We start from the raw sequence: 22,179 nt of genomic DNA, 5'->3' as shown, positions 1-22,179 counted from the left end.
GTGCCCATCGTGCCCCCCTTGTTCCGGAGCACCGAAAACACGACACTTCACGAGCTACAAACAGGCGACAGATCACGAGCTACTGACACACTTCGACACGGCGACTTGACTCGTCGGGCAAACAGCGGCATTCTTCTATTATCCAGAAACCGCGCCGACTGCCTCGGGCCGTGCTCGTGACCTGATGCGTTGGAATCGTAGCCCGGATGAAGCGGAGCGTAATCCGGGACCTTCACGCATGCTTCCCGGATTTCGCTGCGCTTCATCCGGGCTACAAAGCTAGTTCAGCAAGAACCCGCCATCCACCGTCACCACCGTCCCGGTCATGTAGCGCGAGGCGTTGGAGGCGAGCAGCATGATCGCGCCGTCGAGATCGGACTCGGCACCGACCCGGCGCTGTGGAATCCGTCTTGCCAACCGCTCGCCTGCCGGCGTCGACCAGAAATCATGGTTCATCTCGGTGTCGATATAGCCCGGGGCCAGCGCGTTGACCCGGATGTTGTTGCCGGCGAGCTCCAGCGCCATCGCCTTGGTGCCCTGGATCATGCCGGCCTTGGAGATCGCATAGGGCGACACCGCCTTGAGCACGCCCTGTCCGAGCACGGACGCGACGTTGATGATATTGCCCGGCTGCTTGCGCGCCATCATGCGCCGCGCAAGTTCGGTCGCGAGGAAGTAGGCGCCCTTCAGATTAGCGCCAATCACGGCGTCCCAATCCGCCTCGGTCTGCTCCGTCGACAGCTTCTCGATCGCGATGCCGGCATTGTTGATCAGCACCGTGACCGGACCGAGCGCAGCTTCGGCGACGTCGAGTGCTTTCGCGATGCCGGAAATATCCGCGACGTCCATCTGCACCGCGGCAGCGCGGCCGCCCTTGGCCTTGATCTCCTCCTCGAGGCTTTTCAGCTTCGCGGTCTGGCGCGCGGCCAGCACCACCGCGGCGCCATGTGCCGCCAGCACGCGGGCGAACTGCCGCCCGAGCCCCTGCGAGGCGCCGGTGATGAGGATCATTTCTTTACTGACATCGAATAGGTCGGACATCGACAGGTTCCCGGATTGAAGCGGACGAGTGATAGCGACAATTGTCCCTGATGTAAGCAGGTTTGATCAACCAGGGGACAGTAGGAGATTGGGGCAGGAATTCCTCATCCATGAATCTCTTCGACCTTGCCGTCATCCTCGGATTGGTGTTCGCGGTGGTGACCGGCTTCACGACCGGCCTGCTGCGCAGCGCGGTCACCATCCTGGCCTATCTCGTCGCCATGCCGCTTGCGGTCGCCGCGCTGGCGATGATCGGGCCCCACATCGCGACGCTGCCGTCGTCGCCGTTTCCGCCCAATGGCGTGCTGCTGTTCGGCCTCTTTCTCCTGATTGGCGTCATCTTCGGAAAGATGGCGCGGACGATGCTCGACGACACCATCGGCTCGGAGATCGGGATCGGCGACCGCCTCGGCGGCGCGCTGCTCGGCGCCATCAGGGTCGGTCTCGTCGTGACCACGCTGGTGCTGGTGTTCGATCAGCTGGTGCCGCTCACCAGGCAGCCGCAATTCCTCAACGGATCGCAATTGCGACCGTTGTTCTCCGCGGCCGGACAGGCCGGATTCCGCTCGCTGCCGCCCGAAGCCACCATGGCGATCGAGCGGCTGCGGCGCGAGCAACGCATCTAGGGCGCCGGCCCACCGCACTGTTCCTGTCCGGCATGCACATATGCATTGCACGTCCCTTATCGGCGCCGCCGAGCTTCGCTAGACTGGTGCCATCAAACCTTTACAAACCGACCGACATCACAGGGAGTGAACCGTGGATCTTGGAATCAAAGGCCGCCGTGCCATCGTCTGCGCATCGAGCAAGGGACTGGGCCGCGCCTGCGCGATCGCGCTCGCCAATGAGGGCGTGCATGTTACCCTGACGGCGCGCGGCGCCGAGGCGCTGAAGCAGACCGCCGACGAAATCCGCAAGGCCCATCCCGGCGTCACCGTCACCGAGATCGTCGGCGACATCACGACGGCGGCGGGACGAGAAGCCGTGCTCAAGGCCTGCCCCGATCCGGACATCCTGATCAACAATGCCGGCGGCCCGCCGCCGGGCGATTTCCGCAACTGGACCCGCGACGACTGGATCAAGGCGATCGACGCCAACATGCTGACGCCGATCGAGCTGATCAAGGCGACCGTCGACGGCATGATGGCGCGCAAGTTCGGCCGCATCGTCAACATCACTTCGGCCGCGGTGAAGGCACCGATCGAGATCCTCGGCCTGTCCAACGGCGCCCGCGCCGGCCTCACCGGCTTCGTCGCCGGCCTGTCGCGCAAGACCGTGATCAACAACGTCACCATCAACGGCCTGCTGCCGGGCCCGTTCGAGACCGACCGCCTGCGCGGCACCGCGAAGCCCGAGGCCGAGAAGCGCGGCATCTCGGCCGAGCAGGTCCTGGCCGAGCGCGCCAAGCTGAACCCCGCCGGCCGCTTCGGCGATCCCGACGAATTCGGCTATGCCTGCGCATTCCTGTGCGGCGCCAAGGCCGGCTTCATCACCGGGCAGAACCTGCTGCTCGACGGCGGTGCTTTCCCAGGTACGTTGTGAGAGCTGTTTGGTACGAACGGACCGGCGCGGCGCCGACGGTGCTTACCGTCGGCGAGATGCCGACGCCCGAGGCTGGTCCCGGTGAAGTCCGGGTTCGCCTCGAGGCGTCCGGCGTCAACCCGGCCGATGTCGGCCGCCGAAGCGGCAACTATCGCGCGATGGAATTCCCGCGCGTGATCCCGAACAGCGACGGTGCCGGGATCGTCGACCAGGTCGGCGAAGGCGTCACCCGCTTTGCGGTCGGTGATCGCGTCTGGCTGTTCAACGGCCAGCGCAACGGCCGTGCCTTCGGCACCGCGGCCGAATACATCACGCTCGCCGACTATCTGGTGACGCCGCTGCCGCAGGACGTGTCGTTCGCGGCAGGTGCTACGCTCGGCATCCCCTGCATGACGGCGTGGTGCGCGCTGTTTGCCGACGGTCCGGTCTCCGGACAAACGGTGCTGGTCACCGGCGGCGCCGGCGCAGTCGGCCACTATGCCGTGCAATTGGCAAAGTGGGGCGGCGCGCGCGTAATCGCGACGGTGAGCTCGCAAGTCAAGGACGTCGAGGCGCGGCTCGCCGGCGCGGACATGGTCGTCAACTACCGGACCGAGGATGTCGTCTCGAAGGTGATGGCCTTCACCGAGAACCGCGGTGTCGACCGCGTGATCGACGTCGATTTCGGCGGCAATCTCGCGACCACGCTGAAGATCATGGCGATGAACTCGACGATCGCAGTCTACGCCACCAACGGCAACCGCACGCCGACGCTGCCGGTGCGCGAATTGATGGAAAAATGCATCACCGTGCGCTCGCTGGTGCTGTTCGCGCTGCCGCCGCCGCTGCTCGCGGCCGCGCAGGCCGACATCACCCAATGGCTGGCGTCGGGCACCCGCGTGCACAATATCGCCGGGCAATTCGCACTCGCCGAGACCGCCGACGCCCATCTCGCCGTCGAGAAGGGCGACAAGATCGGCACCGTGATCGTCGACTGCGCGCGATAGCACGGTTTCTCCTTCCTACTCCCTCTCCCCGTTCTTACGGGGAGAGGGTTGGGGTGAGGGGCTGTCACCGCAAAGACGGTGAAGGCAAAGATTGCGGAGGCCCCCCTCACCCGGAATTCAAGCTACGCTTGAATTCCGACCTCTCCCCGCAAGCGGGGCGAGGTAAGCAAGGAGCCGCATCCTTAGTGGATCGGCGTGATGCGTTCGTCGCTCGGCCCCAAGCCAAACTCGTCGAGTCCTTCAGCCAGGAGATCGCCGAGCATCGGCTCGCCCAACAGATAGTTGGCGACATGGCCGGTGCGTCCGCGCGCCGCCTCGCGGCGGAGATCGGCCCATTCCTCGATCGTGCCGTCGCCGCGGCCGAGCCGCATCAGGGCGACGAGGTCGACCTGCTCGTCCTCGCTGAGCGCGTTGATGAAGCCGGTGATCTCGCGTGCCACCGGGTCCCTGCCGTCATCTTCCAGCACATCGATCATGTCGTCGTCGGCGCCGTTCGAGCCGGAGTCGGGATCGACGAGCCCCTCCTTGACGTCGAATTCGCGCGCCTTCTCGATCAAGAAGCCGACCTTTTCAGGGGAGATTGCGAGTTCCGGCATTGCACACTCCTTCGTCCAACGAGGCGGTAACGCAGGAGGCGCCGACTTGATCCATTGCGTCGGCGTGCGGAAACCCGCATGGTCCGGCAAGAGCAACAAGAAACAGAGGGCACGCCGCATGCACTGGACCGTTGGCAAGGTCAGGATCACCAAGGTCGTCGAGCTCGAGACCGTCGGCAGCACCCGCTTCATCCTGCCGCTGGCCGGCCGGGAGGAGATCCAGAGCCTGCCCTGGCTGATCCCGCATTTCGCCAACGAGGACGGCCGGCTGAAAATGTCGATTCATTCGCTGCTGGTGGAGACGCCGGAGCACCGCATCATCGTCGACACCGGGCTCGGCAACGACAAGCAGGGCCGCAATGTGCCGACCTGGAACAACCGCAGCGATCCGTTCCTGGAAAAACTGACCGCAGCCGGATTTGCGCCAGACAGCATCGACACCGTGCTGTGCACGCATCTGCATGTCGACCATGTCGGCTGGAACACCAAACTCGTCGGCGGCAAATGGGTGCCGACCTTCGCTAATGCGCGCTACGTGTTCGGCAAGACCGAATACGAGCACTGGCGCGACCATAGCGACGATCCCACGCATGCGGCCGTGTTCGCCGACTCGGTGAAGCCGATCGCGGATGCCGGCAAGGCCGAGCTGGTGCCGAGCGACCACCGCCTGACCGAGGAGATCACGCTGATCCCGACGCCGGGCCACAGCCCCGGGCACATGAGCATCCACATCAGGTCCGGCGGCGCGGAAGGCCTCTTGACCGGCGATGTCGCGCATCATCCCTGCCAGATGTACCACCTCGACTGGTCGTCGACCGCGGACTCCGACCAGAAGCAATCGGCCGCGACGCGGCGCGAATTGTTCTCGCGCTTTGCCGACACGCCGACGCTGGTGATCGGCGGGCATTTCAACGCCGGCCACATCAAGCGCGACGGCGACGCGTTCAGGTTTATCGCGCTGGGCTGATTGGACCGAAATGGCCTTGAAATAAGGCTTGGCAGCAATGCAGCGCGCTCAGGGCGGTTGAATTTCCCGGCGCGCTGTTCCATGAAGCGTGTCGAGGTATACCAGTAACAATCCTCAGGACATCGTAGGGAGTGATCAACATGAAGCTTGTTCGTTATGGCGAAAAGGGTGCGGAAAAGCCCGGTCTGATCGACAAATCCGGCCAGCTCCGCGACCTCTCGGCCCATCTGAAGGACCTGACCGGCGATGCCTACACGCCGGAATCGCTGAGGAAGCTTGCTGCCCTCGATCCCGCCTCCCTGCCCGCCGTCGCCGGCAAGCCCCGCTTTGGCGCTCCCGTCACCGGCATCTCCAAATTCGTCGCGATCGGCCTGAATTATTCCGACCACGCCAAGGAAACCGGCAACCCGATCCCGTCCGAGCCGATCTTCTTCCTGAAGGCCAACACCGCACTGTCGGGCCCGAACGACGCGGTCGAGAAGCCGCGCGGTTCGACCAAGCTCGACTGGGAAGTCGAGATCGCCGCCATCATCGGCACCCGCGCCAAATATGTCTCGGAGGCCGACGCGCTGAACCACGTCGCCGGCTACTGCATCTGCAACGACGTCTCCGAGCGCAACTTCCAGATCGAGCGCCTCGGACAGTGGACCAAGGGCAAGTCGCACGACACGTTCGGCCCGGTCGGCCCGTGGCTCGCCACCAAGGATGAAATCGCCGACGTGCAGAAACTGTCGATGTGGCTCGACGTCAACGGCCAGCGCCGCCAGACCGGCACGACCTCGACCATGATCTTCACGATGGCGAAGTGCATCTCCTACGTCTCGCAGTTCATGACGCTGCTGCCCGGTGACATCGTCACGACCGGCACCCCGCCCGGCGTCGGCACCGGCATGAAGCCGCCGCAATATCTCAATGTCGGCGACGTCGTGACGCTCGGCATCGAAGGCCTCGGCGAGCAGCGCCAAGAAATCGTTGGGGCGTAGCTTACGGGATCGTCATCCTGAGGAGCCGCGAAGCGGCGTCTCGAAGGATGAGCCCAGCACACCGTCATTCCCGCGGATGGGTGACGAGATAGTATTGATCGTTGCCCATCCTTCGAGACGCGCGCCGATGGCGCGCTCCTCCAGCGACAACGGCAGAGCCGTTGCGCGGGGATGACGGTGGTGTACTCGGACAGAGGTCTTCTCCATGAAACTCACCTTCTCTCCCGCCTCCCCGTTCGCCCGCAAGGTGCGCATCGCGGCGATCGAGCTTGGCCTGATCGACAAGATCGAGCTGGTGCCGGCGACCGTCGCGCCCGGCACGGCCAACGACGAATATTCGAAGATCTCGCCGCTGAAGAAACTGCCGGTGCTGATCCTCGACCATGGCGACGTCATTCTGGATTCCTACGTCATCGTCGAATATCTCAACGAGCTCGGCGGCGGCCGGCTGATCCCGGGCTACGGCCCGCGGCGCTGGAAGCTGAAGACCGATCACTCCCTGCTCAACGGCATGCTCGATTCCATGCTGCTGTGCCGCTACGAGAAGATGGTGCGGCCGCAGGGCTTGCTGTGGCAGGCCTGGCATGACGATCACTGGAACAGGGCCTGGGCCGGCATGGCGCGGTTCGAGAACCGGCCGGATGTTCTCGATGGCGCGTCGTTCGACATCGCGCAGATCGGCCTCGTGTGCGTGCTCGGCTATGCCGATTTCCGCTTCGCCGATTGCGGCTGGCGCAAGGCCTATCCCAAGCTCGACGCCTTCTACCAGAAAATGCTGGAGCGGCCGTCGGTGAAGATCTCGGCGCCGCCGGCGGCGTGACCACGGCAACAGCGGGGAGCATGTGACGCGCGAATGCCTCCCCGCCTCTCACCTCCCGGCGCAGGTCTTGTGCATCGCCGGCCGGGCTCAACCACGACCGGACAATATCCCGCCGTCATTGTCGCGATCTCGACCTTGTGATGATGGCGGCGGCAGCCCGGTACGGCGAGCCCAAGGAAGGCCTTGCGGCGATGGATATCCTTGCCAACATCCCGCCGCGCGCGACGCGCACTGGAACTTTCTTGCGCGTTTTCCTCACGCGAACCGGACTCCACCTCGCTCGAAAGCGCTAACGCCAAGGAATCACCATGAGCCTGAAGTTTGCCGCCGGCGATCTCACCATTCATCGCATCGTCGAGCAGGAGACCACGTTCCTGCCCGCCCACGACATGCTGCCCGGACTGACGCCGGACGTGCTCGCCGAGAACCGCGGCTGGATGAAAGCGACGGGTGCGCTCGACGACAGCGACACCTTGATCCTGGCGTTCCAGTCCTATGTCGTGAAGACACCGCACCACACCATCCTGATCGACAGCTGCATCGGCAACGACAAGCCGCGGCCGGCGCGGCCGAAATGGAACATGAAGACCGACGAGACCTATCTGCGCGGCCTCGCATCGGCAGGCTTCTCCGTCGGTGACATCGACTATGTGATGTGCACGCATCTGCATGTCGATCATGTCGGCTGGAACACGCGGCTGGAGAACGGCCGCTGGGTGCCGACCTTCCCAAACGCGCGCTACGTGTTCGACAAGGCCGAGTTCGACTACTGGACCGAGAGCAACGCGAAGGCGGAGGTCCCGCCTTTCGTGGACAGCGTGCTGCCGGTGGTCGAGGCCAAGCGGGCCGAGATCGTCGGCCATGACTTTGCGATCGGCGACCATGCCCGCATCCTGCCGACGCCCGGCCACACGCCGGGCCACGTCGCCTTCGCCTTCGGCCGCGGCAAGGACGCTGCGGTATTTTCGGGCGATCTGATGCACTCGCCGATCCAGACGCATTATCCGGAGCTGTCGGCGAAGTTCGATGTCGACCAGGCGCAAGCCGCGAAGACGCGGCGCGGTTTCCTGGAGCGTTATTGCGACACCGACACGCTGTGCTGCCCCGCGCATTTCCCCTCGCCGTCGATTGGCAAGATCAGGCGGAAGGGCAGCGGGTTTGTGTGCGAGACGGTGTAGCGTGAGCCAAACTCGCGATAGTCGCTCTCTGCCACCCTCCCCTGGAGGGGTCGAGACGAGCGTAGCTCGCTCTCTGGGTCGGCTCACATGAAGCGCAGCGCAATGTGAGACGGGGTGGGGTGATCTCTCAACGCGGGCAGCGCCCGTTACGAGAGACCTTCACCCCACTTCGGTTCGCATTTCATGCGAACCGATCCTCCCCCTCCAGGGGAGGATAAGAAGAGCGTGCACCTCAATCAAACAAGCTCGGCGTGTGGTTCACGATCGCGCCTTCGATCTGCAGCATCTTCAGCTTGGTGACGACGCCGCCATTGGCCGAGAAGCCGCCCGGCTTGTTGCCCGCCGCCAGCACGCGGTGGCAAGGCACCACGATCGGGCACGGGTTGCGGCCGAGCGCCTGGCCGACATCGCGTGACAGCTCGACCCCGCCGAGCTGCTTGGCGATATCGCCATAGGTCACGGTCTTGCCCGGCGGGATCTTCCGCGCGATGTCGTAGACGCCGCGGTTGAATTCCGGCACGCCGTCGAGATCGAGCACGATGTCGGCAAGGTCGTTCGGCTTGCCGGCGAGCAGCTCGATCATACCGTCGATCGCGTGCTGCACCTCGGCCGGCGGAGCCGCCTCGGTGACCTCGCCGTTGCGCTGGGCAATCCGCTTGCGGGTCTTCTCCTCGGTGCCCATCGGCAGCTGCACGCCGGTGACGCCGTGCTCGCCCCAGACGACGCCGCAGGCGCCGATCATGGTCTCGAAGATTGCAAAATGCTGGCCTGTCATGGCTCGCTCCAGATGTTCCCTTCAGCTCTCGCGTGAGCTTGCTGTTGATCCGGAATCTAGGCTTGGAGAATGTTGCTATCCACCCGAATTCCGTGGGAACTTCGGCCAAATCAACAACATCTCCTGCCCCTCCGCGAGCCCAAAATGCACAGCCTCCACGTCAACGGTTTCGACATGCCCTATCTCGATGTCGGAGAGGGCCCGCCGCTGGTCTGCGTGCACGGCTCGCTGTGCGACTTCCGAATCTGGTCGGCGGTGCTCGGCCCGCTGACGCGGGCGCATCGCGTCATCGCGGTCAGCCTGCGGCATTTCTTCCCGGCGCATTGGGACGGCATCGGCGACACCTATTCGATCGCGCAGCACGTCGACGACGTGATCGCCTTTATCGAAAAATTCGACACCAGACCGGTCGACCTGATGGGGCATTCCCGCGGCGGCCATATCTGCTTCCGCGCCGCACAGCGCCGGCCGGACCTGTTACGCAAGCTGATCCTTGCCGAGCCTGGCGGCGAGCTCGACGAGACCCTCGACCCCGATTTCAAGCCGGGCCCCTCGCCGCTGGCGGCACGCTTCGCGGCATGCGCGGCGGAAATCGCCAAGGGCGATATCGACGGCGGCTTGCAGATCTTCATGGACGCGCTCGAAGGCCCCGGCGCGTGGAAACGGATTCCGGCAACCTCCAAGCAGCTGCTGCGCGACAATGCGACCACGCTGATCGGCCAGACCCGCGACCAGCGCCCGCCGTTCTCGAGGGCGGACGCGGAGGCGATCAAGACGCCGACGCTGTTCATCGGCGGCGCCAACACCAAGGGCGTGCTGCCGAAGGCGCTGCACGCGCTCGCCGCCAATGTGAAGGGTTCGCGCATCGAGATGATCCCGGGCACCACGCATCCGATGTTCGAGCAGGCGCCGCAGCGCTATTGCGAGATCGTGCTGGAGTTTCTCTCCGCGTAAGCGATGCACCCTCTCCCCTTGTGGGAGAGGGTGGCGCGATGGCGCGCAGCGGCATCGTGCCGGGTGAGGGGTTCTCTCCGCGGAGGCGGACCCCTCACCCGCCACCGATGCGACGCATCGGCGGCGGCCTCTCCCACAAGGGGAGAGGCGAAGTAAGAAAGCTACTCTCTCACACCTTCCAGGCGCCGACCGGCTGGCGCACCGCGACGTTCAGCCGGTTCCAGACGTTGATCGCTGCGATGCCCAGCACCAGCGACGCGAGCTGCTGCTCGTCAAAATGCTTGGCCGCCTCGTCCCACACCGCATCCGTCACCGGATCCTCGCGGTCGCTGAGCCGGGTCACCGCTTCGGTCAGCGCCAGCGCGGCGCGCTCGGCCTCGGTGAAATACGGCGCGTCGCGCCAGGCACCGACCGCGAACAGCCGCTCGTCAGTCTCGCCGGCACGCCGGGCGAGCTTCGGATGCATATCGACGCAGACGCTACAGCCATTGATCTGGCTGGCGCGCAGATGCACCAGTTCCAGCAGCTTTTCCGGCAATGCCGGCTTGGTGCTCTCGCTCAGCGCCTGCAACGCCTTCATGGCCTCGGGAACAACCATCACCGGGTGGTTCATGCGGGCTTTCATCATGTCATTCTCCTGATTTGTCCTTTGACGCCGCTGCGCCGATCTGTTGTCACATCGGCGCAGTTTCGTTCGTCATGGCCATGACGGAGCGGACAAAGGGAATGTGACCGATGGACGAGAAACAATTTCTGGCCGAGCAGTTCGAGGCCAACCGGCCGCGCTTGCGGGCGGTGGCCTATCGCATGCTGGGCTCGACCGCCGAAGTCGACGATGCCGTGCAGGAAACCTGGCTGCGGCTCGGCCGCACCGACGCTGCTGCGGTCGACAATCTCGGGGGCTGGCTGACCACGGTGATCGCGCGCATCTGTCTCGACATGCTGCGCTCGCGCAAATCGCGCCGCGAGGAGCCGATCGGCCCACATGTGCCGGAGCCGATCGCGGACAATCCGTCCGAGCGCGAGACCGAGATGGCCGATTCCGTCGGCGCCGCGCTGCTCGTGGTGCTGGAAACGCTGGCGCCGGCCGAGCGGCTGGCTTTCGTGCTGCACGACATGTTCGCGGTGCCGTTCGAGGAGATCGCGCCGATCGTCGGGCGCACGCCGGCCGCCGCGCGGCAGCTCGCCAGCCGTGCCAGGCGTCGCGTGCAGGGTACGCCGCCCGCACCGGATGCCGATCTCAGCCGGCAGCGCGGCATCGTCGAGGCCTTTCTTGCCGCATCCCGCAACGGCGACTTCGAAGGGCTGCTGGCCGTGCTGGCGCCCGACGTCGTGGTGCGCGCCGATCAGGCCGCACAGCGGCTCGGCTCGCTGCCGGTGATCCGCGGCGCCGCAGCGGTTGCCGAAAGCTTCAAGGGACGCGCGCAGGCGGCGAAAGCCGCTCTGGTCGACGGCGGGATCGGCGTTGCCGTCATCTTCGGCGGCGCGCTGCGCATTGTGCTGCGGGTCACGATCTCAGGCGACAGGATCGCAACGATCGACGCGACCGCCGACGCCTCGGAGATCGAGACCTTCGATGTCGAGGTGCTCGAGCGCAGCTGACACAGCTGGAGGCAGCAAAGTCGCAATGCTAGTGTCTCCCTGCATCTGCGCAGGGAGGACGATCATGAAACTATCCATCAAATTGCTCGCGTCGGCCGGCCTGCTCGCCCTTGCCTCCTCCTCCGCTTTAGCCGCCGCAGACGAAAAACTACGTGCGGCCGCCGAGCAGGCCCAGCCGGCGGTGATCGAGAGCCTGCACGACATGGTGCTGATCGAATCGGGCTCCAGCGATGTCGAAGGCCTGAAGAAGATGGCCGACTACACCGAGGCACGGCTGAAGGCGCTCGGCGCCAAGACCGAACGCCGCAAGACCACGAAGGGCGCCGGCGCCGACATGGTGATCGGCACCTTTGAGGGCACCGGCACGAAGAAGCTGATGCTGATCGCGCATATGGATACGGTGTATGAGCACGGCATCCTCGACACCCAGCCCTACAAGGTCGACGGCAACAGGATCTATGGACCCGGCATTGCCGACGACAAGGGCGGCATCGCCGTCATCCTGCATTCACTGAAGATCCTGAACGATGCAGGCTGGCGCGACTACGCCAAGCTCACGGTGTCGTTCAATCCGGATGAGGAGGTCGGCTCGATCGGCTCCGGCGAGATCATCGCCGAGCTCGCCGACCAGCACGACGTGGTGCTGTCCTTCGAGCCGACGGTGGCGCCGCCGGTCGCGAAAAATGAAAGCCTGCTGCTCGGCGCCAGCGGCACCGCCACCGGCACGATCGATGTGAAGGGCAAGGCCTCGCATGCCGGCGCCGCGCCGCAGCTCGGCCGCAACGCGCTGATCGAGCTCGCGCATCAATTGCTGCAGACCCAGGACGTTGCGAAATCGATTCCGGGCACGCAGCTGAACTGGACCACCGCGAAGGCCGGCACCGTGCGCAACCAGATCCCCGATCACGCCACCGCCGGCGCCGACATCCGCCTCACCATTCCCGACGGCGTGCAAAAGCTGCAGGCCGCGCTCGACGAGAAGGCGAAGAACAGACTGATCGCGGACACCGAGGTGACCGTGAAGGTCGTCGCGGGCCGTCCGCCCTTCGTCGCCGATGATCGCGGCCGCGCGCTCGCCAGACAGGGACAGGCGATCTACACCGAGCTCGGGCGCACGCTCGACATCGCGGAAATGACCGGCGGCGCGACCGACGCCGGCTACGCCGCGCGCAGCGGCAAGGCCGTTGTGGTCGAAAGCTTCGGCCTCGCCGGCTGGGGCTATCACGCCCGCGACGAATACATCGACACCAACTCGATCGTGCCGCGGCTCTATCTGATGATGCGGACGCTGATGGAGCTGGGCAAGGCGAAGTAGCGTTTCCGAAAAACTCGTCATGCCCGGGCTTGTCCCGGGCATCCGCGTCTCTGGTCCCACATCAAAAAAGACGCGGACGGCTGGCCATCACGACGTTGGGACGGCTGCCGCAGCGCGGCCCGGTCAAAACCGCCCCATTCTCAATCGCTTATCGTGGTCGCAAACCGGGGCCTTGACCGCTCCTGCAACCCGCAGTAGCCTCCTTTTCGAACACGGAATTCCGTATTCCAAACTGGACAGTCGGTATGATCCCGTTGGACCCGCTTCCAAACCTCATCGACCAGGTTTACGGGCGATTGCTCGAAGCGATCATCGACCGCACGCTGCTGCCTGGTCAGCGCATCACCCAGAACGAACTTGCCGATCGGCTCGGCGTCTCGCGCCAGCCGATTTCGCACGCGCTGCATCTGTTGCATCGCCAGGGCCTCGTCGCGGAGAGCGGCAGACGCGGCTTCGAGGTGACGCAGCTCGATCCGCAGCGCATCCGCGAACTCTATGAAGTCCGCGGCGCCATCGATGCGCTGGCGGCGCGGCTTGCCGCTGCGCGTGTAAAGGAAGATGCCGCGGCACGTACGCAGCTCGAAGCCGCGCTCGAAGCCGGACGCGCGATTGACGACGGCACGCCGCTGGCGCGCCTGATCGCACTCGACGTCGATTTCCACAGCGCGATCTATCGCCTCGCCGGCAATTCCGCGATCGAGGAGATGATCGCGCCGCAATGGCCGCATATGCGCCGCTCGATGGCGACCGTGCTCGCCGAGCTCGATTACCGCGGCAGCGCCTGGACCGAGCACGAGGCCATCGCCGCACATGTTTTTTCCGGCAATGCCGCAGCGGCAGAAGCCGCGGCGCTGGCGCATGCGCAGACGGCAGGACGGATGACCGAGGAGAAGCTGAGGGCAATCGACGTGGCGGCGTGACGTTCACGCATCGCCCCGGAATGACAATAACAACAGGAGGAAAGCACCATGAAACTGACCCAAGAGCAGGTCGAATTTTTCCATCGCGAAGGCTGGCTGTTCCTGCCCGAGCTGTTCAGCCAGGAAGAGGTCGATTTCCTCGCGCGCGAGGCAGTCTCGATCTATGACGCCAATCGCCCCGAGGTGTGGCGCGAGAAGAGCGGCGCGCCGCGCACGGCCTTCGCCGCGCATCTCTACAATGAGGCGTTCGGCACCCTCGGCGCGCATCCGCGCATGATCGACCCCATCGAGCAGCTGTTCGGTGAGAAGGTCTACATGCATCAGTTCAAGATCAACGCGAAGGCGGCCTTCACCGGCGACGTCTGGCAGTGGCACCAGGACTACGGCACCTGGAAGCGCGATGACGGCATGCCGGAGCCGCGCGCGATGAACATCGCGATCTTCCTCGACGAGGTGATGCCGATCAACGGCCCCTTGATGCTGGTGCCGCAGAGCCAGACCGCGGGCGATCTGAAAGCCTCGCACGATCTCGAAACCACATCCTATCCGCTGTGGACGCTGGACGAGGAAACCGTGACCCGCCTCGTGAAGCAGGGCGGCATCGTCGCGCCGACCGGCAAGCCCGGCGGCATGCTGATGTTCCACGGCAATCTGGTGCACGGATCGAGCGGCAACATCACGCCCTACCCGCGCAAGATCGTCTACCTGACGCTGAACGCGGTCTCGAATTACATCCGCACCCCGACGCGGCCCGACTACATTGCGCACCGCGACTTCACGCCGATCCAGACGGTTGCCGACGACGCGCTGCTGCGGCTCGCCCGTGCACCGCGGCAGGCGGCAGAGTAAAGTCTTCGACCGTCATTCCGGGGCACGCGAAGCGTGAACCGCAGATGCAATTGCGCATCGGGGAATCTCGAGATTCCGGGTTCGACGCTACGCGTCGCCCCGGAATGACTCTCTAATTGGAAAGCATCATGAACCTGCATCACCTCCTCAAAACCCGCGCCGCCGCCGGCAAGCCGGTGCGCGTTGTCCTGATCGGCGCCGGAAAATTCGGCTCGATGTTCCTGTCGCAGGTGCCGCACACGCCGGGGCTTGAAGTGCCCGTGATCGTCGATCTCGACCGTGACCGCGCGCGCGAGGCGTGCCGCACGGTCGGCTGGGACGACGCGCGGATCAGCGCCACCACCTTCACCGACGACGGTGCACGTGCGATCGCCGGCGGCGCATTCGATGTCGTGGTGGAAGCGACCGGCAATCCCGCCGTCGGCATCCGCCATGCCCGCGCGGCGATTGCCGCCGGCAAGCATGTCGTGATGGTCAATGTCGAGGCCGATGTGCTGGCGGGGCCGCTGCTCGCCGAGGAGGCACGCAAGGCCGGCGTGGTCTATTCGCTGGCCTATGGCGACCAGCCGGCGCTGACGGCCGAGATGGTCGACTGGGCCCGCGCGACAGGCTTCCGCGTCGTCGCTGCCGGCAAAGGCACGAAGTACCTGCCGGCCTATCACGACGTCACCCCGGACGGTGTGTGGCAGCATTACGGGCTCACCGCCGGCGAGGCGCAATCCGCCGGCATGAATCCGCAGATGTTCAACTCCTTCCTCGACGGCACCAAATCCGCGATCGAGATGGCGGCGATCGCCAATGCCTGCACCCTCGACGTGCCGTCGGAGGGATTGCTGTTTCCGCCCTGCGGCGTCGACGACCTGCCGCATGTGATGCGGCCGCGCGACAAGGGCGGCGTGCTTGAGAAATCCGGCATCGTCGAAGTGGTGTCGTCGCTGGAGCGCGACGGCCGTCCGGTGTTTCGCGATCTGCGCTGGGGCGTCTATGTGGTGCTGGAGGCGCCCAACGATTATGCCGCCGATTGCTTCAAGCAGTACGGCCTCAAGACCGACGCCTCCGGCCGCTATGCGGCGATGTACAAGCCGTATCATCTGATCGGACTCGAGCTGAACATTTCCGTGCTGTCGGCGGCGCTGCGCAACGAGCCGACCGGGCAGCCGCGCGGCTTCCGCGGCGACGTCGCAGCGGTGGCCAAGCGCAATCTGCGCGCCGGCGAGATGCTCGACGGCGAGGGCGGCTACACCGTGTGGGGCAAGCTGATGCCGGCCGCCGCCAGCCTCGCCGCCGGCGCATTGCCGATCGGGCTTGCGCATCGGGTGAAGCTGAAGAACGACGTCGCCCATGGCGCTGTCGTGCGCTGGAGCGATGTCGAGGTCGACGAGAGCAACGATACGATCAAGACGCGCAAGGCGATGGAAGTAGCATTCTCGCGGTAGCGCTTCTCGCTAACTCGTCGGCCAACTCACAGCGCGAGCTGTGCTCTTCACCTCTCCCCGCGCTTTGCGGGGAGAGGTCGGATCGCATCGAAGATGCGATCCGGGTGAGGGGCGAGGCACGGTGCTCAACAAGTTCTGTTCTGCCTGCCGGATAGAAGCCCCTCACCCCAACCCTCTCCCCGTAAGAACGGGGAGAGGGAGTAGAGAGAGCGCGGGCAGAACGACTTACGGCAGCAGCCGGCTCGCCTTCGCCAGCCTGAACCACTTCCGGAACATGGCTTCCGTATCCATCATCTCGGTGAAGCCGGCCTGGTTGATCTTCACCGTCGAGACGATCGACGGCGGACCAGCTTCAGTCTGTCCGTAGCGCATGCTGTAATCGGCATATTGGAACGACAGGCCGACGAACTCCTCCAGGCCGGGCGCGATCAGGTCGTGCATCCTGCGCAATTCGTCCCACTGCTCGATCCATTTCGGATATTCCTGCGCCAGCGACAGCGGCACGTGCCGGCCCGGCGTCATCTCGAGCGCGTCCGAGACCGCCGGCCAGATATTTTCCCAGGTGAAGACGTCGCCATTGGTGACGTTGAACGCTTCATTGCGCGCAGCCTCGGCGTCGCCCGACCAGGCGATCGCGCGTGCCAGCAGATCGACATCGACCGCTTGCGCGACGCGCGGCGCGCCGCCCGGATAATCCAGCGGCCTGCCCTGCGCGCGCAGCACCGCCGCATAGACGCCGAGCGGCGGGATCAGGTCCATCGCGCCGCCCATGGCTTCGCCGATGATCAGGACCGGGCGCAGGATGCTCCAGTGCCACTTCTTGCCCCGCTGCAGCTCGCGCAAGAAATTCTCCTGTGCCCAATAGAAATTCGGCTGCTCGTACATCTCGGAACGGCCCTCGCGCGCCGGCACCGTGAGCGGCCGGACATGCACGCCATAGGCCTTGGTGCCCTGCAGCAGCGCGACATGCTTAAGATCGGGCGCGACGGGTTCGAGCACGCCCATCAAATTCCGCAGCATCCGGTCGTTGGTTTCGATCTGCCCGGCATCGCGCCAGCCATCGACCAGGCTGGGCGCCTCATAGAGCGCGGCGTAGATCAGGTGCGTTGCGCCGGCGAGCTCGGCCGCGGCGCGACGGCAATCCTCCGCGCTGGTGAGATCGATTCGCACATGCCGTGCGCCGTAGAGATCGCGTGGCTTGCGGCGCGACAGCGCAATGCGCTCGCAATCGTCGGATGCGCCGAAGTGTCGCAAGGCGGCGTTGCCCACGAGGCCGGTTGCGCCGGCAACCACGATTTTCTTGTTGGCCATGTCCTTGAACTCCCATCAACCCACCCGCCCTGCGTAGCAGATCGCAGCAGGGCCGGCAGCCATCGCGGCGGGTATCGGATGAGACCGACAGCGCCGATTGTCCTTCGCACCTGCAACGAAGGCAGGCGCTTGATTTCCTCCGGCAAACGATCATCCTGACCGGCGGAACCGGAAACTCGGATTTCCACAACAAGAGCCCGTCGAGGGCCACCGGACACATTCATCACAGAACGTCGATCGATCGGCGAAGAAAGACGACACCAAGATCGTTCCCCTTGTCGAGGTATCGGCACACAGGAGGGATACGCATGAAACGTCGTGAATTCTTGAAGGCAGGCGGCGTCGGCCTGGCTGCGACGGCGGTCGCCGCGCCCGCGGTCGCGCAATCGATGCCGGAGGTCAGGTGGCGGCTCGCGGCGAGCTGGCCGAAGGCACTCGATACGCTCTATGGCGGGTGTGAATTCTTCTGCAAGCGCGTCGCCGAGATCACCGACAACCGCTTCCAGATCCAGCCGTTCGCCGCCGGCGAGATCGTGCCCGGCTTGCAGGTGCTGGACGCCGTCTCCAACGGCACGGTCGAGATGGGCAATACCGCGCTGTATTACTACTGGGGCAAGAATCCCGCCTTCACCTTCGGCACGTCGCTGCCGTTCGGCCTCAACACGCGCCAGCACATTTCCTGGCTGCAATGGGGCGGCGGCACCGACCTGCTCAACAATTTGCTCGCAGAATTCAACTGCATCGGCATTCCGACCGGCTCGACCGGCGCCCAGATGGGCGGCTGGTTCCGGAAGGAGATCAAGTCGATGGCGGATTTCCAGGGCTTGAAATTCCGGGTCGGCGGCTTCGCCGGCACCATCATCGCCAAGGTCGGCGGGGTGCCGCAGCAGATCGCGGGCGGCGACATCTATCCGGCGCTGGAAAAAGGCACCATCGACGCCGCCGACTCGGCTTCGTCAAGGTCGCGAAGTTCTACTACTACCCCGGCTGGTGGGAAGGCACCGGCCAGGGCCACAATGTGATGAACAAGGACAAGTGGAACGCGCTGCCGAAGCACTATCAGGCAGCGATCCAGGCGGCTTCCGAGGACACCTTCACCTGGGTGACCGGCAAATATGACGCGGTCAACCCGCCGGCGCTGAAGCGCCTGATCGTGGCCGGCGCGCAGTTGCGACCATTCCCGCAGGAGGTGCTGGAAGCCTGCTACAACGCGGCCAACGAGATCTACGCGGATCTTTCCAAGAGCAATCCGCATTTCGGCAAGATGCATGCGAGCCTGGCCGCCTATCGCAACGAATCGCTGGCCTGGATGCAGGTCGCCGAGCTCTCGTTCGACAGCTTCATGATGCGGATGCGCACGCGCACCTGAACCGGACGATGGCTTTACACTGCCGTCATTGCGAGGAGCGATAGCGACGAAGCAATCCATTTCTCCGCTTGCGGTGAGATGGATTGCTTCGCGGAGCCTGTCATCGGGCGCGCGTTCGCGCGACCCGTTGGCTCGCAATGACGGGGCTGGAGCAGCGCTTATTATTTCGTTCATCTTGAGCCGGGCGCGTTCCGAGACAATAAAAAAGCCCCGGAGAATGTCTCCGGGGCTCTCTTCCTGATTCGATTCCTGATTCGATGCGACGCATTAATTGTCGTCGCTGCCGCCGAACTCTTCCATCAGCTTGTCGTAGCTCTTGGTCACGAGATCGATGTTGCCCTTGTTCTCGACCGCGGGCGGCGGCGACTTCAGGGCGTCGTTGAGGTCGGCGAGCGCGTCCTTCTTGTCCTTGGCCGACATCTTCTTGTCGGCCTGGACCTGGGCGATCTGCGCCTTCAGCACGGCCTCGGGACCGATATACTTCTTGGTCTGCGGATCGAAGCCGCCGAGCACCAGCGAGATGTTGTCGACGACGTTGTTGTACTCGTCATAGCTGGCGAAGCCGTTCTTCTTGGCGATGCCCTCGAGCTGGCCGACGATCTTCGGATCCGGCTTGGCGTCCTGGGAAAGCTTCGCGGTGATCGGGTCCATTTCCTTGGCCGCGGCGAGCGCGCCATCGACCTGCTTGTCGGTCAGCGCGATCTGCTTGATCGGCGGGGCCTGGTCCTGTGCCGGAGCCGCAGCCTGCGCGGGTGGCGCGGCTTGCGCGGGCTGCTTGGCCGGCGGCGCCATCTGCTGCTGCTTGGCCTGCGCGAATGCGCCGCTGTTCGACGCCGCGGTCATTGCGATCGCGAGACACGCGACGCTCAGCGCAGCAGTTACGGGACGGACGATCTCACGCATGGAAGTCTCCTTGTTGGGGCAGGTTTTGCCGAGCTTCTTGGGTGGAACAGGTACGGAAATCGAAATGAACGGCCCATGAACTTTGGTCGTAGACGATGAAGGTCAATCGTGGCCGAATCATCACAAAGCGTTCAAGGAGTGTTGATCGCAATGCCCAGCCAGCAGTCGAGCAGCACAATGGGATCGCGATCAGCGGCGTGGCCGAAGTCTATGCGCACCCGTGCACGGCGAGCGCTGACGGTCCGCCGCTCAGGAGTTCTTCTTCAGTTTGAATGACTCGAAGAACCTGTCTTTGTTTGCAGCGATCAGGTCCCGGTAGGCATTGGGAAACTCGATCGTCAATGTGTAGCGCGCGCCTTTCGCATCGATGCAGCGCATGTACATGGTCTTGGCGCCATCGCTCACCGTCAGGGTCAGAATCTCGGCATCGCCGCTTGTCCTGCGGCCGACGTCGGAAACCTTGTTCGCCGGATTTGCGGCCAGCGTTTTCGGGATTGAAGCGAGATCCGGCGGCGGCTTGTTGCCGGGCGGCAGTTCGACCGCGACAAACTTGATTCCTTCGGAGCTCTTGCCGCCGACCACATGCGTGGTCTCACCGGTCTGCGCGTCGCGCGTGGTGAAATCATTGAACGGAAGTAAGCGGCAAGCTGAGGCCGTCAGGCTGCGTGGTTCCATGGCATAAGCGCGTCGATTTGGCTGCTCGGCCAGCCGTTGGCGATACGCTGAAGTGTTAAGGCGAGCCAGGCGAACGGATCGACGTTGTTCATTTTCGCCGTCTGCAGCAGCGTTGCGATGGTCGCCCAGGTTCGTCCGCCGCCGTCGCTGCCAGCGAAGAGGCTATTCTTTCTCGTGATTGTTAGTGGCCTGATGGCGCGTTCGACGACGTTGGAGTCGAGCTCGATGCGACCATCGGTCAGGAAACGTTCGAAGATGGCACGCCGCGAGACGGCATAGCGGATCGCCTCAGCCAGTTTTGATTTGCCGGAGATCCGCCGCAAGGTCTGCTGCCAGAGATCGAAGAGATCTGCGACGATCGCCGCGGAGGCTTGCCGGCGCGCGGCAACGCGAGCGTCGGGGCTTTGACCGCGCACGGTCTTCTCGACCTGCCAGAGCCTTGCCATCCGCTCGACCGTCGCCGTTGCCACTTCCGAGCTCCCTGCAACATGCAGCTCGTAGAACTTGCGTCTGCAGTGTGACCAGCAGCCAGCCAATGTGATGCCATCATTGCCGCGATCGGATCGCGCGAGCTTGTTATAGGCGGCATAGCCATCCACTTGCAGGATGCCGCGATAACCATTGAGATGGCGGACCGCGCATTCGCCGGAGCGGCTGTCTTCGAAGCGATAAGCCACCATCGGGGGACCGCTGCGGCCAAAGGTTCGGTCATCCCGGGCATAGGCCCATAAGTAGGCCGTCTTTGTCGATCCGGAGCCCGGAGCGAGCGTCGGCAAAGTGGTTTCGTCGGCAAAGACCCGTTCGGCCTTCTTGACCTCGCTGAAGATGTAGTCGGCCACGATCTCGAGCTCGAAGCCGAGCTTGCCCATCCATTGCGCCATCAGCTGGCGGTCGAGCTCGACATGATCGCGGGCGTAGATAGCCTCCTGCCGGTAGAGCGGCAGGCCATCGGCATATTTGGCGACGGCTATCTGGGCCAGAAGCGCTTCCGTCGGAATGCCTCCTTCAATGATATGGGCCGGGGCCGGCGCCTGGATGACGCCGTCCGCGTTCTTGAAGGCATACCTGGGACGGCGCGTGACGATCACCCGGAACTTCGCCGGCACCACATCCAGGCGCTCCGACACGTCCTCGCCGATCAGCACCTTCTGCTTGCCGGCATGCTCAGCCAGCTCTTCCGGCTCAATGACGGTTTCGATCCGTTCCAGATGGGGCGCAAAGCCCTTGCGCCGACGCGGTGCACGCTTGCCATCCGCCTGCGCACGGCCCTTGCTGACCTGGGCCTTGATCGCGGCGATGCCGGTCTCGATCTCCTCGAAGACGAGGGCCTGCTGTTCATCGTCGCCGTTCGCCGAGCCGAGCTTCTCCGATCGTCGGCCGAACCGGGCGCGGTCGAAGGCCTTCAGGATTTGCGTCAGCCGCTCGATGCGCGCATCGGCATCGGCGTTGCGGGCCTTGAGATCGGCGACTTCGCTCTCCAGAGCATCGGCGCGGGCCGCTTTCTCGGCCATGGCAAGCACCATGGCTTTCAGCGTCTCTACGTCATTCGGGAGGCTGAGATCGGGCGGCGTCATTGACCCGACCAGAGCACATTTTGCCCCGGTTCTCTTGCCCTTTCAGGCCGCTGATTCACTTCGCCGCAGTGCTTTTACCCAACAATCTCCGGCGGCTTGACCGCCGCGGTCCGGACCCGCTTCCAGTCCATCCCATCCACCAGTGCCATCAACTGCGCAGCATTCAGCTGCACCCGATGATGCCCGATCCGCGGCCAGCAGAACCTCGCCTTCTCAAGCCGTTTTAAATAGAGGCACACGCCGGAGCCATCCCACCATACGATCTTTATTCGGTCGGCTCTTTTGGCGCGGAACACATAAAGCGCACCGTCGAACGGATCTGAGCCGGCATCGCGCACCAGCGCAACAAGGCCATCGATACCCTTGCGGAAGTCGACTGGATG

At 64.5% G+C, this 22,179-nt stretch carries 22 protein-coding genes and 1 pseudogene (1 of these 23 running past the window's edge); 14 read left to right on the top strand and 9 right to left on the bottom strand.

The annotated features are described in order from the left end of the window. Window positions 1–279: 279 nt before the first annotated feature. Complete coding sequence (locus tag J2R78_RS21685; protein ID WP_253606729.1) at window positions 280–1,041, bottom strand: SDR family NAD(P)-dependent oxidoreductase; 762 nt, start codon at window positions 1,039–1,041, stop codon at window positions 280–282. Between the two features lie 110 nt (window positions 1,042–1,151). Between J2R78_RS21685 and J2R78_RS21680 the strand changes: the two genes are divergently transcribed. From J2R78_RS21680 to J2R78_RS21670, 3 genes are all read left to right on the top strand, one after another. Beyond that, window positions 1,152–1,667, top strand: a complete 516-nt coding sequence (locus J2R78_RS21680) for a CvpA family protein (protein ID WP_253606728.1) — start codon at window positions 1,152–1,154, stop codon at window positions 1,665–1,667. A gap of 133 nt (window positions 1,668–1,800) precedes the next feature. After that, entirely contained in the window at window positions 1,801–2,583 is a 783-nt protein-coding gene (locus J2R78_RS21675; RefSeq protein WP_050385630.1) for an SDR family oxidoreductase, read from the top strand. Then, the gene (locus J2R78_RS21670) at window positions 2,580–3,569 is read left to right on the top strand and encodes a zinc-binding dehydrogenase (RefSeq protein ID WP_253606726.1); all 990 of its coding nucleotides are present in this window, start codon (window positions 2,580–2,582) and stop codon (window positions 3,567–3,569) included. Before J2R78_RS21675 ends, J2R78_RS21670 begins: the two co-directional genes overlap by 4 nt. A 182-nt stretch (window positions 3,570–3,751) precedes the next feature. Here J2R78_RS21670 and J2R78_RS21665 read toward each other — a convergent pair whose 3' ends face one another. After that, window positions 3,752–4,165, bottom strand: coding sequence for a DUF3775 domain-containing protein (locus J2R78_RS21665; protein ID WP_225645345.1), 414 nt, complete (start codon window positions 4,163–4,165; stop codon window positions 3,752–3,754). Window positions 4,166–4,283: 118 nt separating this feature from the next. Here J2R78_RS21665 and J2R78_RS21660 point away from each other — a divergent pair, with 118 nt between their 5' ends. The 4 genes from J2R78_RS21660 to J2R78_RS21645 all read left to right on the top strand — a co-directional run bounded on the left by J2R78_RS21660 (window position 4,284) and on the right by J2R78_RS21645 (window position 8,113). Continuing rightward, window positions 4,284–5,132, top strand: coding sequence for an MBL fold metallo-hydrolase (locus J2R78_RS21660; RefSeq protein WP_253606724.1), 849 nt, complete (start codon window positions 4,284–4,286; stop codon window positions 5,130–5,132). Window positions 5,133–5,272: 140 nt separating this feature from the next. Next, entirely contained in the window at window positions 5,273–6,115 is an 843-nt protein-coding gene (locus J2R78_RS21655; protein ID WP_253606722.1) for a fumarylacetoacetate hydrolase family protein, read from the top strand. 205 nt (window positions 6,116–6,320) lie between these two features. Then, window positions 6,321–6,935 carry a glutathione S-transferase family protein gene (locus J2R78_RS21650; RefSeq protein WP_253606719.1) on the top strand — a complete coding sequence of 205 codons (615 nt, stop codon included), beginning with the start codon at window positions 6,321–6,323 and terminating at the stop codon, window positions 6,933–6,935. Between the two features lie 308 nt (window positions 6,936–7,243). Continuing rightward, window positions 7,244–8,113, top strand: coding sequence for an MBL fold metallo-hydrolase (locus tag J2R78_RS21645; RefSeq protein ID WP_253606718.1), 870 nt, complete (start codon window positions 7,244–7,246; stop codon window positions 8,111–8,113). 232 nt (window positions 8,114–8,345) lie between these two features. On the opposite strand, the gene J2R78_RS21640 is transcribed toward J2R78_RS21645, so the two are convergent. Further along, window positions 8,346–8,888: a methylated-DNA--[protein]-cysteine S-methyltransferase gene (locus tag J2R78_RS21640; protein ID WP_253606717.1), complete on the bottom strand. Its 543-nt coding sequence runs from the start codon at window positions 8,886–8,888 to the stop codon at window positions 8,346–8,348. A gap of 144 nt (window positions 8,889–9,032) precedes the next feature. Between J2R78_RS21640 and J2R78_RS21635 the strand changes: the two genes are divergently transcribed. After that, on the top strand, window positions 9,033–9,842 hold the full coding sequence (locus tag J2R78_RS21635; protein ID WP_253606715.1) for an alpha/beta fold hydrolase: 810 nt from the start codon (window positions 9,033–9,035) through the stop codon (window positions 9,840–9,842). Window positions 9,843–10,011: 169 nt separating this feature from the next. Here J2R78_RS21635 and J2R78_RS21630 read toward each other — a convergent pair whose 3' ends face one another. Continuing rightward, window positions 10,012–10,467: a carboxymuconolactone decarboxylase family protein gene (locus J2R78_RS21630; RefSeq protein WP_028341912.1), complete on the bottom strand. Its 456-nt coding sequence runs from the start codon at window positions 10,465–10,467 to the stop codon at window positions 10,012–10,014. Between the two features lie 110 nt (window positions 10,468–10,577). Here J2R78_RS21630 and J2R78_RS21625 point away from each other — a divergent pair, with 110 nt between their 5' ends. From J2R78_RS21625 to J2R78_RS21605, 5 genes are all read left to right on the top strand, one after another. Next, a complete protein-coding gene (locus J2R78_RS21625) occupies window positions 10,578–11,444 on the top strand; it encodes a sigma-70 family RNA polymerase sigma factor (RefSeq protein ID WP_253606713.1) in 867 nt (288 codons plus the stop codon). A 64-nt stretch (window positions 11,445–11,508) separates the two neighbouring features. Further along, entirely contained in the window at window positions 11,509–12,759 is a 1,251-nt protein-coding gene (locus tag J2R78_RS21620) for a M20/M25/M40 family metallo-hydrolase (RefSeq protein WP_253606712.1), read from the top strand. 245 nt (window positions 12,760–13,004) lie between these two features. Further along, window positions 13,005–13,679 carry a GntR family transcriptional regulator gene (locus J2R78_RS21615; RefSeq protein WP_253606710.1) on the top strand — a complete coding sequence of 225 codons (675 nt, stop codon included), beginning with the start codon at window positions 13,005–13,007 and terminating at the stop codon, window positions 13,677–13,679. A 48-nt stretch (window positions 13,680–13,727) separates the two neighbouring features. After that, the gene (locus tag J2R78_RS21610) at window positions 13,728–14,528 is read left to right on the top strand and encodes a phytanoyl-CoA dioxygenase family protein (RefSeq protein WP_050425629.1); all 801 of its coding nucleotides are present in this window, start codon (window positions 13,728–13,730) and stop codon (window positions 14,526–14,528) included. 128 nt (window positions 14,529–14,656) lie between these two features. Next, on the top strand, window positions 14,657–15,964 hold the full coding sequence (locus J2R78_RS21605) for an NAD(P)H-dependent oxidoreductase (RefSeq protein WP_253606708.1): 1,308 nt from the start codon (window positions 14,657–14,659) through the stop codon (window positions 15,962–15,964). Window positions 15,965–16,189: 225 nt separating this feature from the next. On the opposite strand, the gene J2R78_RS21600 is transcribed toward J2R78_RS21605, so the two are convergent. Beyond that, window positions 16,190–17,275, bottom strand: a complete 1,086-nt coding sequence (locus J2R78_RS21600; protein WP_253606706.1) for an NAD-dependent epimerase/dehydratase family protein — start codon at window positions 17,273–17,275, stop codon at window positions 16,190–16,192. 308 nt (window positions 17,276–17,583) lie between these two features. Between J2R78_RS21600 and J2R78_RS21595 the strand changes: the two are divergent. Next, window positions 17,584–18,644 (top strand): annotated as a pseudogene (locus J2R78_RS21595) (TRAP transporter substrate-binding protein). 267 nt (window positions 18,645–18,911) lie between these two features. On the opposite strand, the gene J2R78_RS21590 reads toward J2R78_RS21595, so the two are convergent. The 4 genes from J2R78_RS21590 to tnpB form a co-directional block, all read right to left on the bottom strand. Continuing rightward, entirely contained in the window at window positions 18,912–19,547 is a 636-nt protein-coding gene (locus tag J2R78_RS21590; RefSeq protein ID WP_057017853.1) for a hypothetical protein, read from the bottom strand. A 249-nt stretch (window positions 19,548–19,796) separates the two neighbouring features. Continuing rightward, the gene (locus J2R78_RS21585) at window positions 19,797–20,129 is read right to left on the bottom strand and encodes a hypothetical protein (protein WP_253606704.1); all 333 of its coding nucleotides are present in this window, start codon (window positions 20,127–20,129) and stop codon (window positions 19,797–19,799) included. A 74-nt stretch (window positions 20,130–20,203) separates the two neighbouring features. Further along, window positions 20,204–21,796, bottom strand: a complete 1,593-nt coding sequence (locus J2R78_RS21580; RefSeq protein WP_253604517.1) for an IS66 family transposase — start codon at window positions 21,794–21,796, stop codon at window positions 20,204–20,206. Between the two features lie 74 nt (window positions 21,797–21,870). After that, window positions 21,871–22,179 carry the 3' portion of an IS66 family insertion sequence element accessory protein TnpB gene (gene tnpB, locus J2R78_RS21575; protein WP_027583889.1) on the bottom strand. It continues 36 nt past the right edge of the window, so 309 of the gene's 345 nt are visible here — the last part of the coding sequence; its start codon lies beyond the right edge, outside the window; its stop codon occupies window positions 21,871–21,873.

This window comes from Bradyrhizobium sp. USDA 4538, from assembly GCF_024171045.1.
Lineage (GTDB): Bacteria > Pseudomonadota > Alphaproteobacteria > Rhizobiales > Xanthobacteraceae > Bradyrhizobium > Bradyrhizobium australafricanum.
Note: the sequence above shows the minus strand (reverse complement) of the source record. Positions and strands in the feature narration are given on the sequence as shown.